Genomic DNA, 17,770 nt, shown 5'->3' with positions numbered 1-17,770 from the left:
CCCATTAGTAATCACCATCCTTTACTTTCTCAATAATCGATTCTGCTTCTTGGTCAAATTTGTTTGCTTTACTCACATAAGTCATACATAAAATCCATGTCATGATAAATTGTGCTAAAGCAAAAACCCAAACCAATGTAATGTCACCAATCACTTTGACATTTAAGACTGTAGTGAAAGACGTTAAGACTGGTAAAGTGAAGTAGAAGAGTAAGAAGAAGATTGAGACCGGAACGATAAATGAATTCTTCTTTTTCACCAATGACTTAAACTCTGGACTACTAGCAATTGCTACATAACCATCAGCGGTAAGCTCTTTTTTTCGTTTCTTAGAAGATTTTCCAGAAGAGTCTGAATTCTTAGCACCTTCGAGAACGCTTTCAAGTTTGTGATCCATTGAATTTCCCCCTTTATAAAAGTAAGAGTTAGCAGTGATTACCAAAACCCTTGAGATAATCATATTCAAGTTTGTCTAAAATAGCAATCTTTTTCTATGAAAAAATCAAAAAAATTCTATATTTCGTTGTATTTTTTCTGTATAAATCAAAAATATCCTAATTTCTTCTTCAGATTAAGATGAGGAAATTAGGATATTTATTATAAAAACATAAGATATTTATTAATAATGATGTAAAATTATTATATTTTTCTGTAGGATAGAGAAAATGTAATTGGTTTTTAGAAAATATGTGTTTGAACGAGGAAATATATATATTTCACTACGAAATTATGGATTTTTCTCTTGGATTTTCCATTACCTTTTCCGGTAACACATTACGGAAAAGTTTTTTAACTATTAATAGAGCAATTATTGTGAGTCCTTCAGCTAAAGGGAAAGCTAACCAAATATATTGCGTCCCAAAATAGGTAGGTAAAATCCAAAGTAATGGTAAAAATAATACTAGACTTCTCGCCATGATGATAAACATAGATAATCGGATTCGCTTGATAGCTTGATAGTACTCAGCCATGATTAAGTTGAAACTTAAAAACAAATAGCCGATGAAGAAATAGAAAATTCCTTCTTTTGTAAAAGCTATAACCTCTGGGTCCTTTACTCCGAATAACTTAATCATTGGATCTGCAAATATCCAACCAATTAGTAAGACAGCTGCACCAAACCCAACACCTGTTATTAAACCAAGTTTTAAAAATGATTTTAAGCGGCTATACAGCTTGGCGCCAAAATGAAAACTTACGATAGGTTGTAGGGCGGCACCTATTCCAAGGAAAACCATTAAGAAAACAACATGTAAGTAATTGACTACGGCATAAGCAGTTACACCGATTTCACCAACGAAATGGCTAAATGTAATATTATAAGCCACGACTATAATTGCAACAGACCCTTCAACTACAAAACTTGGAGAGCCGATTTTCAGTATTTCTGCCATCGATTTATAATCGACCGAGAATTTAACAAATCGAAGTACACTTTCTTTACGAACAAAGTGATACAGTAAAACAATGACACCAATTACTGTCGATAATATAGTGGCATAAGCGGCTCCAGCTACACCCATATTCATCATGAAGATGAATATGTAGTTGAAAACGATGTTTAAAACTGAAGTGGTAATTAACCCAATCATAGCTAGTTTTGGGTTACCATCATTACGGATGAAAATACTTAGAATATTCTCTAATACATAGACAATACCAAATAGTAAAATGACATGTAAATAATCTTCGACATAAGGAAGTATTTCATCACTAGCACCAAATAAATAAGCAATTTCTTGTTGCTTCCATAAGCTGAATACAACTAAAACGCTGACGATTGAAATAGCTAACACAAATGACTGTGTAAAAATTGAACGAGCTTTAACTATATTTCCTTGACCAATTGAAATGGAATATAATGTAGCTCCTCCCATACCGATCCACAAAGAAATTGACAAGAGAATTGAGAAAATAGGTACAGCAATGTTAACACCCGCAAGTGCTTCTGGACCAATCCCATTACTAACAAATATGCCATCCACTAAAATATTGATAGACATTAAAAGCATCCCTAAAAGAGAAGGGAATAAATAAGATGCAAAAACCTTAGGCACCGAATTATTTTGTAACTGATAAGTTGACTCTGACATTAATATTACTCCTTAACATGGAGAAGCACACATTTCCGTTTATAATGTGGGGTTAAACTATACAGCTTTAACCATAACCTTCTCGTTGTGAACATCTAGTTCACCATTAAATTCAAAACCAAATTTCTTATATAAATGAATTGCTCCAGGATTATCTTCATATACACTTAAATATATTTTTTGACAATTAAATTCATTTGTTAATTTCTCGATTAATGCTTGAAGCATAATCTTTCCTAACCCTTGTCCTTGGAATTTAGCATCTATAAGGAAACGATCTAACCAAACTTGATCTCCATCCTCATTTGGGAAATATCCATACATCGCAAATCCAACTAACTTGCTATTTGCGTATAATCCAACAGGGTGGTAATGTAAATCTTCTTTTGCTTCTTGCAAACATTCTTGAGGTGTTTCAATAAAACCTTTTTGCTCTTTTGCCACACTTAATTTCAATATGGCACTTTCATTTTCTTGTGTTACGTCATGAATCTCTATACTCATGACTATCAGTTCCCTTCAATAGAAAAAAATTCTTTTTACTTACCATTTCACATGGTATATTAGAATGATAAGGTATACGGTAACCGTATAGTCAAGGGGGAAGACTTAAATGAGCGAAAATTTACGTAAATACTTCACAACCGGTGAATTTGCAAAAATCTGTCATGTAAAAAAACAAACGCTTTTTCATTATGATGAAATTGGTTTATTAACACCTGAAATCAAAACAGCAAAAGGCTATCGATATTATTCTTACCAACAATATGAAGTTTTTGCAGTCATAGAGCTATTAAAAGAGCTGAAAATGCCGTTAAAAGAAATAAGAGCTTTTTTACAAAATAAAACGCCAATTGAATCAATTGAATTATTAGAACAACAAGCACAATTGATCGAGAAAAAAATTGGAAATCTTACTCATCTACGAGAAATACTTGATACTAAAATAGCCATAACAAAAAACGCATTACAAACCAACTTTGAAAGTATTTCATTAGAGTATTCTGAAGAAGAGTTGCTATTACGAAGTGACAGCACACTTGACACTACAGATAAGGAATTTCTAAAATCGGTTTCCAACTTTATCAACTATAGTGACTACTATGAGTTATATAGTGGACATCCAATCGGTGCAATCCTACACAAAGATAAAATAATGGAGAGGGATTTTGAGAATTATTCATTTTTATACACTAAAATGAAGAAAGGTTGGCAGGGAGAGAACGTTTGGACGAAACCATCTGGCTTTTATATCGTCGGATATCATATAGGCGATGAAGTCAATATTTTTGAAACTTATGATAGGTTGATTGCGTATAGTATAGAGCATCAGTTACAATTAAAAGGTTATTCATATGAAGAATATATTTTAGATGCAGTATCAGTTAATGGCATTGATAACTACGTTACTAAAATTATGATAGAAGTTGAAAAAAGTTGATATCCATTGGCGTTATGGGGGATACTTCAGATGACTGTACAAATTCAACAACCGTCGGATATACCATTACTATCAGTGTTTTTAGAAATGATGAACAATCAGAAAGAACATCATATAGGTTTTTGTAGTTTAGAGCGACATACTATCCATTCCAAGCTTACTTATTACTTCTCTGATTTGCCATTAAAAGAATCTTTCGTAGTCGCTTATGATCGTGGAGAAATTATAGGGGCACTTGGTTTTGATGTCTACATGAATTTAAACAAAGCAAAAGTTTGTGGACCCTTTGTCAAATATCCAGGCAAATATCCTTCTTTAGCAGAAGATATGTGGCAGGCACTAAATGAGAACATACCAACAGAACTGCAAACATTTGAATTTCTCGTAAATGAAAACAACTTTCGCATTCGTCAGTTACTATTAAAGCTACAGGCAAAAGAAGTGAAACGAATGTTTTTAACAAAGGCATTGCGAGATACTATTGAAGACTATACTAATGAAGAAACATCTGAAATACAATCGAATGTTCATCCTTTTCATTTATCATTTTGTAAGTTCTTACAAATCGAAGAAGATGAATGGCAAAAGTTCACATCTACTTTAAATGAGGACCAAAAACTATTTTTCTACATAGATGAAGTACAAAATATTTCGGGGTATTCATATGTAAGAGTTGAACCGATGCACTATTTAGGAGAAATTCACCATTATACATTTCACAGCTTGCAGAAAGAAAAGCGTACTCAGTTATTAAGGAAATCATTGATGCATATCTTTTCCTATCATCCTTTTACGCAAACTGAGTTATTTATAGAAGTAGATGAAACGATGGATGTTTTTACAGATGCGGGTTTTAAAGTAACTGATGAAATGATTTATTATCAATTTATTAAAACGACTTAATAAGTCAGTTTAAGGTGGGCGGTTTTGTTGTCAAAGAAAATATTCGTATTAACAGGAGCACTATTAATTGTGGTATTAGTAGGATATTATTTTTTAATTGTGCATTCAGATATAACAAGGCATGCAGAGCGAATGATTGAAGCTAAAATTCCTAAGGGAGCTGTACTTGTATCTAAAAGTGATAGACATAAACAGTTCAAAACAAACGGAGAATTTTATGCTGAATACCTTTTGAAGCCAAAACAAGTAAAAAGATTTAAAGAATCAATTGCAGAACAAGACAAGTGGCAACCTTTACCCGCTAGTGAAGAGTTTCAACAATTAGTAGCTAAACAAATTCAACACGCTCTACCAACTGATGAACATACCGGGAATTACTACTTTAATAACAATGAGAATGACGACTCCGTTCAAGATATTATGAAAAGTGAGACGTACAACTTTACAGTAGCCATTTTAAATGAACAGACCGGTAAACTATATATTTTGAAAAAAGTACGGTGAAACGAATAGATATTGATTGGGACATTACTTAAGTACTTTACTCTTCAATAATTTAACTAAGACTGCTTAAATTCTATAGCAGTCTTTTTTGTTTCCAAAAGTATGAAAATTCTATACTATAAACCATATAGTAAATAATTCGAGATAGGGAGTGATAGATTTGATAAATATTAAGAAAAAGTCTCGTTCAGTTTATCCAATCATTGTGCCTACAAGTTATGGGAATGTTGGAACCATTAATAGTTACATATTAAATGACGGAGATTCATTATCTCTAATAGATGCGGGGATTCATACAGAGAAATACAAAGATGCACTCATTACAACATTAGCAGCTAATAGTTATCAAATAAGCGATTTATCTCGTATTCTTTTGACACATCATCATGAAGATCATGTGGGCCTAGTCAATTGGATTCTACAGAAAAAAGATATCCCCGTTTATGCACATCATGAAGCCGTTCCACGTCTAATGGTGGAACAAGAATTTCTCGTAATGAGAAAGAATTTCTTTACGGAACTATACATATCTATGGGTTGCATAGAAGAAGCACAGCCACGCCTTGAAAAATTGCAACAGACAATTGAACATAAAAATGAACACGCTCTACAAACTATCATTCATCCATTAGGGGAAGGGGATAGCATCTTAGGAATGAAAGTATTAGAAACCCCCGGACATTCGGCTGATTCTATTAGTTTTTATGACGAGGAAAGGCAATGGTTATTAGCAGGGGATGTTGTTTTAAAAACGACTTCATCTAATGCAATTGTAGATCCAGATTTAAAAGGGAACCGTCTACATACTGTGAGACAACATAAGGAATCTTTAAAAAGGCTACAGCAGTTAGATGTAGAATACCTTTTTGCTGGACATCAAGAAATTATTGTAGACCATCAAAATGTCATCTCGCAAAAGCTAGATAAAATGCAACATAAAGAGAATCGTTTATATTCCGTTATTAAAGAAGGGATGCACCTTCCGAAAGAAATAGCTCAAGAATTATATCGCCATAAATACAATACAGAGTTTTCTCTCGTCATGTCAGAAGTCATTGGCTACTTAGACTATTTAGAACTAGAAGGACTCTTAGAAAAAACATTGCAAAATGGCATATGGTACTATAAAGCACTGTAATAACAAAACTCACATCATTCATAGCTCATGGTGTGGGTTTTGTTTGGTGTTAGTCCCTCATTTCTCTTAAAGCCTCTTTCAATCTTTCCTCCCTCATTTTGAATGTTAGTATATATCGTTTAAAACCCTTTTATTGACTTGCTAAACGTTTTCTTCTTCCCTCATAACTACTTTTTCGAAAAATTCCTCCACCATATTCACCAACTAAATTTCGATTTATTCTAATTTTTATGTATTATTTAAATATTTATATAAAACAGTTATTTAAGACGATAGGTATTTTTCGAACATTCTAATAATTCAACGTATAAAATTAGTCCCTCTATCGCTTCTTCTCCCTCATTCATCAATAATAATATTCCCGAGTAATTTATATAAATTGTAAATTTAGGTATAAAATTATACTTTTATAGTTTTATGAAAATCAAGTGTTTTTATACCAAATATGTATTCTTAATTATCATTTCCTTATTCAATACATAATGAACAAATATTGTTATAAAAGTTACGTATAACCTAATTATCTTCTCCCTCGGTTGTGAGTTATATTATTTTGAATATTGTGCGATCAGCTGTTTTTTAATCACCAGAACTGCATATTAGTTGTGAAAGTTGCGTATCGATACTCCATAATATCCCAATGTAGATTACAATTATTAACTAATATAAGATAGTTTCTCATATTCAATTTTGATTTATTGCTAAAATAGGGGAGAGAACACGAAAAATAAAAACGATTCGAGACCAGTTATGGTACATAAATAGCATTCTCGAATCGTCTGAGAGCGAATTTGAAGCAACCTAATTTTTGGGAGAAATAAGCCGTTTTATAAGGAAAATTTTGATGAAAAATGTTTTTTAATAAAAGGTTCCCAAATACACATTTGGGAACCTTTTTTATGCTAAAATAGTAGTATAAGAGGTGACGAATTTTGCAAACTACATACCCAAAAATAATGAGAGACTTCCTAGTTTATTTAACAGCAATTAAAGGAAAGTCAAAAAGAACGCGTGAAGAATATGAATATGATTTATTATTATTTTTTAGATTCTTAAAAGCTGTACAACAAGATATGGATATAAAGTTAGTGGATCAAATAGATATATCAGACATAACGATAGATTTTATCCGAGAAATATCATTAGAAGACATGTACTTGTTTTTAGAGTATTGCGAGGAGCAAAGACGAAATAGCGCTCATGCAAGAGCAAGAAAAGGTGCTACATTAAAATCCTTCTTCAACTATTTGAAATCAAAACGACATTTAATAGAAGAAAACCCCGCTAGTGAGTTAGAATCTCCTAAAATAGGGAAGAGACAACCTATTTATATGACGATGGAAGAGGCAAGAATTTTCATAGATGGCATAAAGGAATCTACGCATTATTATCGTAATTATTGTATGATTACCTTCTTTTTAAACTTAGGAATACGTGTAACAGAGCTATGTAAACTGAATTTAACCTCTATACAAGGTAACTATTTAACTGTTACAGGTAAAGGTGATAAGGAAAGAACTGTTTTCCTAAATGAAGCTTGTCAGAATGCTCTTTCACGCTATTTAAAGAAAGAGCGCTATGCTATCAAAGACGCAGATACGAACGAATCCCTGTTTCTATCACAGAAAGGAACACGCTTAACAAGGCAACGTGTTGCTAAAATAGTAAAAGAGATTAACGAGCAATCCGGATTAAATAAAACAAAGCTAACACCGCATAAATTACGACATACTTCTGCAACAATGATGTATAAAAGTGGGGCAGATATTCGTAGTTTACAGCAGATTTTAGGGCACTCTAGCGTATCTACAACGCAGATTTATACGCATGTAGAAGATAAAGAAATCCAACAAGTGATTGAAAACAATCCATTTAATCAATTAATTTAATAAGAACAATGTATTTTTCATACAAATCCGCACTCATATTGAGCTAGCGGATTTTTTAGTTTATATCTATTTACATAGTACTTTATTAATAATATAATTCCTTATTAATACATTACGAATAGGAGGTTTCATATGTTTTCTGTAGAGATTGATGAAAAATTGCAACTGAAGTTATTACAAGAGCATAATGCACAAGAGTTATTTACAGTTATGATGAGCTCAAAAGAGAGTTTAAGAGAATGGTTGCCATTCATAGATTCAACTGAAGTTGTAGGAGATACATTGCAATTTATTCGGTCATCTATAAAGCAATTTTGTGCTAATGATGGCTTCCAAACTGCCATCGTATATGAAGGTAACATAGTTGGAGTTATTGGTTTTCACCATATTAATTGGCCAAACAGGTCTACAAGTATCGGATATTGGTTATCGAAGGACTATGAAGGGTTAGGCATTATGACCAAATCAGTTCATAAGTTTATGGATTATGCCTTTCGTGATTTGAAGCTAAATCGTATAGAAATTCGTGCTGCTATTGAAAATAAGAGAAGTAGAGCGATTCCTGAGCGATTAGGAATGACTTTAGAAGGTTTTAGTCGTCAATCAGAGTGGCTATACGATCATTTTGTAGATCATGCTGTTTATAGCATTCTTCAAGAAGAATGGAAAATTAAGTAGTTGAGACCATCTATGATGGTCTTTTTTTATTAGTTTACATAATATTATTATGTAAACTAATCGAGAAATTCATGTAAAATTTAGGTAAATATCTAATAGTTACTATTACCTAAAGTTTTTGATTTTATATAATTTAAGCTTAAATGAAATAGTGAATTTTAAAATGTTTTTAATAGCAAATAAAAAATAGTAGCTCATTAAATTTCTGTTTCATTTATTCATTCCAGACAATCGAACTAATTGGATTTTTAGCTAATTTCATTTTATTATTTATATATTTGAATTATTTTACAGCTAAAAACCTATATATTGTAGAAAAAATATGTCACAACTACTATAAAAACTATATGAATGATATAAAAATTTGATAATAGGAATCTCTCCCTTTGCCTTGTATTGTTTCATAGCTTTTTCGATTTAGGACTTTTTACCTTTTGTTTTAATTTGAATAATAGCCTTATATTGGTTGTGATAAAATAGTAACAAGAGAGAAATTGCTCGAATAATGCCGGAACTGATTAGGGGTGAGGTTTTATGGACCAAAGTTATAGTCAAACGACGGGTCTTAGCCAACTTAATGATGCGTATTCAGTACAACAATTAATAGATATTCAGCATGCATTGGACCAATCTATTATAGTTGCTATAACAGATAATAGAGGTATCATTACATTTGTAAATAATCATTTTTGTACCATTTCAAAATACAGTAAAGATGAGTTAATGGGGCAAGATCACCGCTTGTTGAACTCTGGTCATCATCCTAAAGCTTTTTTTAAGAAATTATGGCGTACGATTGGTAGCGGGAAAATATGGCGTGGTGATATTTGTAATCGCGCAAAAGATGGTAGTTTATATTGGGTGCAAACAACGATCATACCTTTTTTGAATGATAAAGGAAGACCTTACCAATATGTGTCGATTCGGACAGATGTAACGGAACAAAAAAATATCAAAAAACTAAAATTCTTTGCTTATCATGACGAATTGACGGGCTTGTATAACCGTCGTATGTTGAATATATGTTTAGCAGATCTGTTCAAAAATGCACATAAAGAAGGTTTTTCATTGTCACTCTTAATGATGGATATTGACCGTTTTAAGAGCATTAATGATGGATTAGGTAATTTAACAGGTGATTTATTTCTAATTGAAGTAGCGACTCGCCTGAAAGGATTAGGTATAGATGAAAAGTCACTATTTCGTTATAGTGGTGATAAATTTGCCATCATTATGAAGAATAATGAACATGCCATTTGTAAGGCACATCAAATAATGGTCAATTTTGAAGATATTTTTTTGATTGAACAATATGAATTCTATTCTTCTATTAGTATCGGCATAAGCTCAAGTCTAGCAGATGCAAATACACCAGAGGACTTAATAAAATGTGCGAATGTCGCCTTGATTGAAGCTAAAAAGAATAGAGCTAGCAATTACATACAATATAAAAACACGATGAATAGTACTCATAATCAATTGCTGCTGCTAGAAACTAAACTCCGTCATGCTATTATTCAGGATGAAATTCAACTTTATTATCAACCGAAAATCGATTTAAAAACAAATCAATTAATCGGAATGGAAGCTTTAATTCGTTGGTATGATAAGGATTACGGTTTTATTTCTCCAGATAAGTTTATACCCTTTGCAGAAGAGTGCGGATTGATTAGTTCTATTGGTGAATGGACATTGAAAAGGGCTTGTAAACAAATGAAGAAGTGGCTTGATGAATATGGGTTTGATATTCGTATTTCAGTTAATATTTCGCCTATACATTTGAAAGAAAGAAATTTTGTGCACAATTTACGAGCAGTATTACAAGATACAGGTTTACCAGCTAAAAATTTAGAGTTGGAAATTACTGAAATGAGCTTAATGCATCAAACAGAGGAATTAATTGAAACGTTTAATCAAATAAAAGCACTGGGTGTAATCATCGCGATTGATGACTTTGGAACAGGTTATTCCTCTCTCAGCTATTTAAATCAGTTTCCAATTGATATATTGAAGATCGATCAATCGTTCATCCATGGTTTAAAAACAGGGCTTAGTAATGTCGCAATGGTGGCTGCTATTATCAAATTAGCGCATGCATTGAGTATGCAGGTGGTTGCCGAAGGGGTAGAGACGGAAGATGAATTGTATATCGTCCGTGAAAACCTATGTGACTTTGCACAAGGATATTACTTTAGTAAGCCATTACCGACAGATGAATTTTCCGAAAAATTACATGAATTGTATGTATCGAGAATTTAGGGAAGTGTCTTATATACTTAGAAAGCTATACAAAAAGGTCGCCATATACACTGAGGTGACCTTTTTTATATGATTTTTATTCATATAATTTATTTATGCTACTAATAGTAGACGAAGCTTAACAAGAATATTGTAAAGATTTTAACCGCCTATTGCGAGATTATTGTTATGAGGACCATTTAAGCCAGTTACAGCAAAACATACACTGAGAGGGGCCTAGAGACCCTTACAAAGCCTGTGGATAGCGTTTGGCAATCACATCTTACGCTGTTATTGTAGAATGAAAAGCTATCATAATAGATTATTACAATCATACATTATAAAGAATTTTCTAAATTTTATTGACAATAGATTTCTAAAGTTGTAAATTAAGAATCAACAAAATAACTTTTTTCTTATCCAGAGAGGTGGAGGGACTGGCCCTGTGAAATCTCAGCAACGGACGATGTACCGTGCTAATTCCAGAAGCGTATGCTTGAAGATAAGAAGAGTGCATGGACGTATCGCCAACCTCTTCTTATCAAGAAGAGGTTTTTTTGTTTAAAAAAATGATGAGGTGATGGATATGTCAACAGAATTAATCAATGCACTACAAACGTTAAAAGAAAAGAAATGGATCGATTTAACACATACTTTTGGAGCAGAAACACCACGTTTCAACGCATTTAAAGGGTTGGAAAAAACAACTCTATTTTCACATGATGATGGATTTTTTGCTCAGAATTTTTCGTTTGCTGGACAATATGGAACTCATTTAGATGCACCTATCCACTTTGTTCGTAATGCTCGTTATTTAGAAGAATTAGAGTTAAAAGAGCTTGCACTGCCGCTCGTTGTAATAGATCATTCTAAAGATGCAGCAGAGAATCATGATTTCACAATTTCAGTTGAAGATATTTTGAAATTCGAGGCCGATTACGGTGAAATTGAGGCAGGTACATTTGTTGCTCTTCGTACGGATTGGAGCAAACGCTGGCCTGATGTTGAAGCATTTAATAACTTTGATAAAGAGGGAGATCCACATGCACCAGGATGGTCGGTAGATGCACTAAAATTCTTGTTTGAAGAGCGTCATATTAAAGCAGTTGGGCATGAAACATTTGATACGGACTCTAGCATTTTATATCGTCAAAACAATGCATTACTAGGTGAACTATATGTATTGGAACAAGATACATATCAAGTAGAGTTGCTAACTAATTTAGACCAGCTACCCGCAAAAGGGGCGGTCATCTTTAACATCGTACCTAAACCTGAGAAGGCTTCTGGTTTCCCTGTGCGCTCATTTGCTATTCTACCTTAAATACTCATTGCAAATGAATAATAGAAACTGAGAGGTGAACTCTGTGGATATTAGAATTGATGATTTATCAGGATATGAAATTAAGGCATTATTGGAGGAGCATCTTCAAGGTATGGCACTAAATTCTCCACCTGAAAGTATACATGCGTTAAATATAGAGGAATTGAAAAAGCCAGAGATTACTTTCTGGAGTGCATGGGAAGAAGGTGCATTAGTTGGATGCGGAGCACTTAAAGAACTGGATGCACACCATGGTGAAATAAAATCAATGCGTACTTCATCATTATATTTAAGAAAAGGCGTTGCAAGAAGTATTCTTGAGCATGTTATTGAAGTGGCTAGGCACCGTGGTTATAATCGATTAAGTTTAGAAACAGGTGCAACGGAGGCTTTTGAACCCGCTAAGAGGCTGTATTTGAAAAATGGTTTTCAATATTGTAAGCCATTCTCTAATTACATTGACGATCCGAATAGTGCATTTATGACATTAGAGTTATAAGTATATTGATCATTATTTTATTTACAAAAATTTATAAAACAATAAGAGCAAGTTTTGAATAATCTTCATTCAAAACATGCTCTTTCTCTTTGTACTGCTGTATTTTGTTGGACAATACTTCTTACATGTTAAGTAAGCTTTGCAGAACAGCGAATAGCAGTAGCGATAGTTTTTATTTTTTGCTCTTTAGATATTAATGCTTGTTGAGCTTCTTCTAATGTTACGAGCTCGAACCTGATTTTAGCACCTGTTTGTAACTGTGCAAGACTAGCTAGATCAGCTGTGATGACTTGAACCATTTTCGGATAACCACCAGTTGTTTGGCGATCGGCCATTAAAATGATCGGTTTACCATTTGGTGGGATTTGAACTGTTCCAAACGTCACAGCCTCTGATAATAATTCGAATTTCTCTGTCATTGATAACACTGGCCCTTCAAAGCGGTACCCCATACGATCAGCCTCTGTAGAAAGCGTGTAAGGGTTGTTTGTTAAGCAATGCTGACTTTCAGTGGTAAAACAATCCCACTCTGTACCAGGCATCACACGTATTGTTTGAAGTTGATTTAAAGAAATTAATTCGTTGTAATTTACAGACCACGAAGCAGGACCTACTAATTGTATTGCATATTGATGTATTTCTTTATTTTTTTTAGTATAAGGTCCGATAATCACTTCATCCTGCTTTTGTAATGCTCTACCTTCAAATCCGCCCATTCCCGCCTTTAAATATGTACTTTTACTATTCATTACAGTAGGAACTTGAATACCCCCAGCAAAGCTTACATAAGCACGACAACCTTTGTTGGCTCTTTTAAACTTTAATACGTCTCCTTTTTTCACAATAAATGGACGACAAAGTGGTACGGGTTCATTATTAATTGTTGCTGTTAAATCTCCACCTGTAAGTGCAATAAGGTGGTCATCATTAAATTGTAATACAGTCCCAAATAATGAAACCTCAAGTACGGCTTCACTTTCTAAGTTACCTACAAGAATATTCGCAATTCTTAATGAATAAGCATCCATAGCACCACTAACGATGACTCCATATTTTTGTGACCCGAATCTTCCTAGATCTTGAATGGTAGTTAATAAACCTGGTTTAACAACTGTAACTGTCATGAACTCGTCTCCTTCAATTGTTTGTATTCTTTTTCAGATATCGGTTTAAAGCGAATACAATCACCTGCTTGCAACAGGGAAGGCGGCGTTTCATTTGGTAAAAATAATTCGAGTGGCGTACGACCGATGATTTGCCAGCCACCAGGTGTTTCAAATGGGTATATTCCTGTTTGTTTGCCTGCAATCCCAACCGAAAGTGCGGGAATGGCAAGTCTAGGTGTTTCTTTTCGAGGTGTTGCTATAGCTTCATTCATGCCTCCCATAAAAGCAAAACCAGGTGCAAAACCAAGCATATAAACAAGACACTCATTCGCACTATGTAATTGAATGACTTCATTAGTCGTTAAGCCATTAATTTCGGCCACATATTCTAAGTCTGGTCCATATTCACCACCATAGACAACGGGTATTTCAACTACTCTTTGGGTGTGTTGTTTAACTGTTGTCATTTGAGTAATCAGTTGTTGCACATACTGACATACAAAGCTATATGATGTTACATTTCCATTAACCTTAAAAAGAGTATAAGGATTATAGTAGATTGTAATATTTGTATATGCTGGAACAGCTTCTATAAACCCTTCAAACGGCTGTTCTTCAAGTAATGATGCTAACTTTTGTAAAATTGTACAGTTTGACGGATCAATTGTATTCCCAATCTGAACCATTACTGCTGAATCTCCCAAAGGTTTAAATTTAACATGTTTAAATTCTTCTCCCATAATGTACAACCCCTCATTTTGCATTAGAAACAATATAATCATATAGATAGATAATGGTAAATGACAAGTAAGTTATTTACAATTGAAAATTCACTATTGTGAGAAAGTTCGAAAATAAATGTTTTCAGAATAATGATTTAGTGATAATATAAATTTTGTTGTTAGAAAAACTAACATTAAATCAATTTTGAATTAGTAAGGGGCTGAGAAAATGTTTCATGTAGACTTGAATTGCGATTTAGGAGAAAGTTTTGGTCATTACAAACTAGGGGAACAAGAAGAAATTTTAAATTATATTACTTCAGCTAATATAGCATGTGGTTTCCATGCAGGAGACCCAACAGTGATGAGGGAAACAGTTAAAATGGCTATTGCTAAAGGTGTGAAAATTGGTGCCCATCCTGGTTTGCCTGATTTAAATGGCTTTGGACGACGCCCAATGCAAATTACTCCTCAAGAAGGCTATGACATGGTCGTCTATCAAATTGGTGCTCTACAAGGGTTTTTATCTACATGTGGAGAGAAAATGCAGCACGTAAAACCTCACGGAGCATTATATAATATGGCTGCGAAAGATCAGGCATTATCTGAGGCTATTGCCCAAGCTGTCTATGATGTCTCACCTGAGCTTGTGTTATTCGGATTAGCTGGAAGTGAGTTAACGAAGGCAGGAGAAAAACTTGGTCTTCAAACAGCTCATGAAGTATTTTCTGATCGTACATATCAAGCGGATGGTTCACTTACTTCACGCACACAATCAGATGCTTTAGTAACAGACGAGGAACAGTCTGTAAATCAAGTCGTAACAATGGTCAAAGAAGGTTATATTGAGTCTCAACAACAAACGAAAGTATTATTGCGAGCAGACACTGTTTGTATCCATGGGGATGGAGTACATGCTCTTGCATTTGCAAAATATATTCGAAACACATTGGAGAAAAATAACATCAACGTTCAAGCATTTCACGTATAAAAAGGGGTTTTCATATGACAAAGGTCAACTTAGATCAAGGGCAAGGCAGAAAGAAAGTAGGACGTAGCGTCTTATTAGGAGCTGCCTTCCTTATGGCAACATCATCGATTGGACCAGGATTTTTAACACAAACGACGGTCTTTACACAACAATTAGGCGCTAGTTTTGCCTTTGTTATTCTAGTTTCACTTATTTTAGATGTCTTCGCTCAAATGAATGTTTGGCGTATCATCGCAGTATCAGGTATGCGTGGTCAAGAAATTGCCAACAAAGTACTTCCTGGTTTAGGTCTTGTTTTAGCCATCATGATTGTTATTGGTGGTCTAGCATTTAATATAGGGAACGTTGCAGGAGCTGGTCTAGGTTTAAATGCCATGCTCGGATTAGATCCGATTATGGGTGCAGTTATTAGTGCAGTATTTGCAATTTTCATTTTCCTTGTAAAAGAAGCAGGTAAAGCGATGGATAAGGTTGCACAAGCAGCTGGCTTTATCATGATTTTACTAATGATGTATGTTGCTTTTACAACATCGCCACCAGTTGGTGATGCATTAGCTAATACATTTACACCAGAAAAAATTGATATTCTTTCAATCGTAACTTTAGTTGGGGGAACAGTTGGTGGATATATTATTTTCGCCGGAGGTCACCGCTTACTAGATGCAGGAGTTAAAGGGGTAGAATCTTTACCTGATGTAACGAAAAGTTCTGTAACAGGTATTGCTGCTACTGGTATTATGCGTGTAGCATTGTTTTTAGCTGTATTGGGTGTAGTACATCAAGGTTTGGCAATTGACCCTGCTAACCCACCGGCTTCTGTCTTTAAATTAGCTGCAGGTGAAATTGGTTACCGTATGTTTGGTGTTATTATGTGGGCTGCTGCAATTACTTCAGTAGTAGGCGCTGCTTATACATCAGTATCATTTATTCGTTCATTCCACCCAATGATTGAAAAGTATCATAACTGGGTAATTATCGCCTTTATTATTGTCTCGACTATTACATTTGCGTTCATAGGTAAACCAGTTAAGATTCTTGTTATTGTAGGGGCAATCAATGCAATAATTTTACCTCTTGCACTTGGAACATTATTAATCGCAGCATATAAAAAAGAGATTGTTGGTAATTATAAGCATCCGATATGGTTAACAATTCCTGGTATCTTTGTTGTTGTCGTTATGGCTGTACTTAGCGTACGTACACTTATTGTCGAATTACCTAAACTATTTAGCTAGTAAAGAAAGTAGGGAATTATGATGACACGATTTGATACATTGGCTCCAGCTGCTATTCGAGAATTAATTCGTAATGGTGAATGGACTGGACCAACAGCGGGAATGGCAAAAGGCTATACACAAGCAAACTTAGTGATTTTAAAGAAAGAATATGCGTATGACTTCTTGTTGTTCTGTCAACGCAATCCAAAATCTTGTCCACTAGTGGATGTAACCGATATTGGGTCATTTACACCTAACTCTATTGCTGCTGGCGCAGATATTCGCAAAGATATACCGAGATATCGAATATATCGTGATGGTGTTTTCACTGAAGAAGTAACCGATGTTACAGATTATTGGGAAGACGATATGGTATGTTTCCTATTAGGGTGTAGCTTTACTTTTGAAACGCCACTTCTTGCAAGTGGAATTCCAGTAAGACATATTGAAGAAGATTGTAATGTACCTATGTATAAAACGAATATCCCATGCGAAAAAGCAGGTATTTTCGAAGGGCCAATGGTTGTTAGTATGCGTCCTATGAAACATGCTGACGCAATACGAGCTGTACAAATTACTTCTCGCTTTCCAGATGTTCATGGTGCACCGGTTCATATTGGCGATCCAAGCCAAATTGGGATTACAGATGTGAATACTCCTGATTTTGGAGATGCTGTAACGATTAAAGAAGACGAGGTTCCAGTATTTTGGGCTTGTGGTGTTACGCCTCAAGCAGTAGCGATGGAAAGTAAACCAGCTATTATGATCACGCACGGACCCGGTTGTATGTTCATTAGTGATTTAAAAGATGATAAATTAAGCATACTTTAAGTTATTAAAGCGCCTCCAAGTTAGAAAGCTAACTTGGAGGCGCTTTTTTATATACCTTTTGCTTATAATACTGTGCCAAAACTGTAATCTAAGTTCAATATTAATTAGGTTCAGAGCTAGAGTTATGAACTACTTATTAGCTTGCTCAGCGCCGAATGGGATGCCACCTCTAACTTGTTCTAGATAATGTTGAATT

General features: G+C 34.1%; 17 protein-coding genes and 1 riboswitch. Of the genes, 12 read left to right on the top strand and 5 right to left on the bottom strand.

Translation table 11 applies throughout. From position 1 onward, the window contains the following. Positions 1 to 4: 4 nt before the first annotated feature. The 3 genes from AC3IS5_RS11140 to AC3IS5_RS11130 all read right to left on the bottom strand — a co-directional run bounded on the left by AC3IS5_RS11140 (position 5) and on the right by AC3IS5_RS11130 (position 2,597). Entirely contained in the window at positions 5 to 397 is a 393-nt protein-coding gene (locus AC3IS5_RS11140; RefSeq protein WP_489424475.1) for a DUF485 domain-containing protein, read from the bottom strand. Between the two features lie 322 nt (positions 398 to 719). Beyond that, complete coding sequence (locus AC3IS5_RS11135) at positions 720 to 2,093, bottom strand: MATE family efflux transporter (RefSeq protein WP_489424474.1); 1,374 nt, start codon at positions 2,091 to 2,093, stop codon at positions 720 to 722. Between the two features lie 57 nt (positions 2,094 to 2,150). Beyond that, positions 2,151 to 2,597: a GNAT family N-acetyltransferase gene (locus tag AC3IS5_RS11130; protein WP_489424473.1), complete on the bottom strand. Its 447-nt coding sequence runs from the start codon at positions 2,595 to 2,597 to the stop codon at positions 2,151 to 2,153. 109 nt (positions 2,598 to 2,706) lie between these two features. Between AC3IS5_RS11130 and AC3IS5_RS11125 the strand changes: the two genes are divergently transcribed. The 9 genes from AC3IS5_RS11125 to AC3IS5_RS11085 all read left to right on the top strand — a co-directional run bounded on the left by AC3IS5_RS11125 (position 2,707) and on the right by AC3IS5_RS11085 (position 12,707). Then, the gene (locus AC3IS5_RS11125; RefSeq protein WP_489424472.1) at positions 2,707 to 3,534 is read left to right on the top strand and encodes a MerR family transcriptional regulator; all 828 of its coding nucleotides are present in this window, start codon (positions 2,707 to 2,709) and stop codon (positions 3,532 to 3,534) included. Positions 3,535 to 3,564: 30 nt separating this feature from the next. Beyond that, the gene (locus AC3IS5_RS11120) at positions 3,565 to 4,437 is read left to right on the top strand and encodes a hypothetical protein (protein WP_489424471.1); all 873 of its coding nucleotides are present in this window, start codon (positions 3,565 to 3,567) and stop codon (positions 4,435 to 4,437) included. Between the two features lie 27 nt (positions 4,438 to 4,464). After that, complete coding sequence (locus tag AC3IS5_RS11115) at positions 4,465 to 4,941, top strand: hypothetical protein (protein WP_489424470.1); 477 nt, start codon at positions 4,465 to 4,467, stop codon at positions 4,939 to 4,941. 160 nt (positions 4,942 to 5,101) lie between these two features. Then, positions 5,102 to 6,079, top strand: a complete 978-nt coding sequence (locus tag AC3IS5_RS11110; protein WP_489424469.1) for an MBL fold metallo-hydrolase — start codon at positions 5,102 to 5,104, stop codon at positions 6,077 to 6,079. A 932-nt stretch (positions 6,080 to 7,011) separates the two neighbouring features. Beyond that, complete coding sequence (locus AC3IS5_RS11105) at positions 7,012 to 7,968, top strand: tyrosine recombinase XerC (RefSeq protein ID WP_489424468.1); 957 nt, start codon at positions 7,012 to 7,014, stop codon at positions 7,966 to 7,968. A gap of 132 nt (positions 7,969 to 8,100) precedes the next feature. Then, positions 8,101 to 8,646: a GNAT family N-acetyltransferase gene (locus AC3IS5_RS11100; protein ID WP_489424467.1), complete on the top strand. Its 546-nt coding sequence runs from the start codon at positions 8,101 to 8,103 to the stop codon at positions 8,644 to 8,646. A gap of 534 nt (positions 8,647 to 9,180) precedes the next feature. Continuing rightward, on the top strand, positions 9,181 to 10,905 hold the full coding sequence (locus tag AC3IS5_RS11095; RefSeq protein ID WP_489424466.1) for a putative bifunctional diguanylate cyclase/phosphodiesterase: 1,725 nt from the start codon (positions 9,181 to 9,183) through the stop codon (positions 10,903 to 10,905). Positions 10,906 to 11,297: 392 nt separating this feature from the next. After that, positions 11,298 to 11,393: riboswitch (SAM riboswitch) on the top strand. Between the two features lie 77 nt (positions 11,394 to 11,470). Beyond that, positions 11,471 to 12,208, top strand: a complete 738-nt coding sequence (locus AC3IS5_RS11090) for a cyclase family protein (protein WP_489424465.1) — start codon at positions 11,471 to 11,473, stop codon at positions 12,206 to 12,208. A gap of 43 nt (positions 12,209 to 12,251) precedes the next feature. Continuing rightward, positions 12,252 to 12,707, top strand: coding sequence for a GNAT family N-acetyltransferase (locus AC3IS5_RS11085; RefSeq protein ID WP_489424464.1), 456 nt, complete (start codon positions 12,252 to 12,254; stop codon positions 12,705 to 12,707). A gap of 128 nt (positions 12,708 to 12,835) precedes the next feature. On the opposite strand, the gene AC3IS5_RS11080 is transcribed toward AC3IS5_RS11085, so the two are convergent. Further along, positions 12,836 to 13,831, bottom strand: a complete 996-nt coding sequence (locus AC3IS5_RS11080; protein WP_489424463.1) for a 5-oxoprolinase subunit C family protein — start codon at positions 13,829 to 13,831, stop codon at positions 12,836 to 12,838. Beyond that, positions 13,828 to 14,553: a 5-oxoprolinase subunit PxpB gene (gene pxpB, locus AC3IS5_RS11075; RefSeq protein ID WP_489424462.1), complete on the bottom strand. Its 726-nt coding sequence runs from the start codon at positions 14,551 to 14,553 to the stop codon at positions 13,828 to 13,830. The genes AC3IS5_RS11080 and pxpB overlap by 4 nt, the downstream gene beginning before the upstream one ends. Positions 14,554 to 14,764: 211 nt before the next feature. Between pxpB and AC3IS5_RS11070 the strand changes: the two genes are divergently transcribed. From AC3IS5_RS11070 to AC3IS5_RS11060, 3 genes are read left to right on the top strand one after another with little or no spacing between them, the layout of a single operon-like run. Continuing rightward, on the top strand, positions 14,765 to 15,526 hold the full coding sequence (locus AC3IS5_RS11070) for a LamB/YcsF family protein (protein ID WP_489424461.1): 762 nt from the start codon (positions 14,765 to 14,767) through the stop codon (positions 15,524 to 15,526). A gap of 14 nt (positions 15,527 to 15,540) precedes the next feature. Continuing rightward, the gene (locus AC3IS5_RS11065; RefSeq protein WP_489424460.1) at positions 15,541 to 16,761 is read left to right on the top strand and encodes an NRAMP family divalent metal transporter; all 1,221 of its coding nucleotides are present in this window, start codon (positions 15,541 to 15,543) and stop codon (positions 16,759 to 16,761) included. A gap of 21 nt (positions 16,762 to 16,782) precedes the next feature. Beyond that, positions 16,783 to 17,574, top strand: a complete 792-nt coding sequence (locus AC3IS5_RS11060; RefSeq protein ID WP_489424459.1) for a putative hydro-lyase — start codon at positions 16,783 to 16,785, stop codon at positions 17,572 to 17,574. Positions 17,575 to 17,770 lie beyond the last annotated feature (196 nt).

This window comes from Viridibacillus sp. KH_047, from assembly GCF_057838945.1.
The sequence above is the reverse complement of the archived record's forward strand: the minus strand, read 5'-3'. Positions and strand labels throughout refer to the sequence as shown.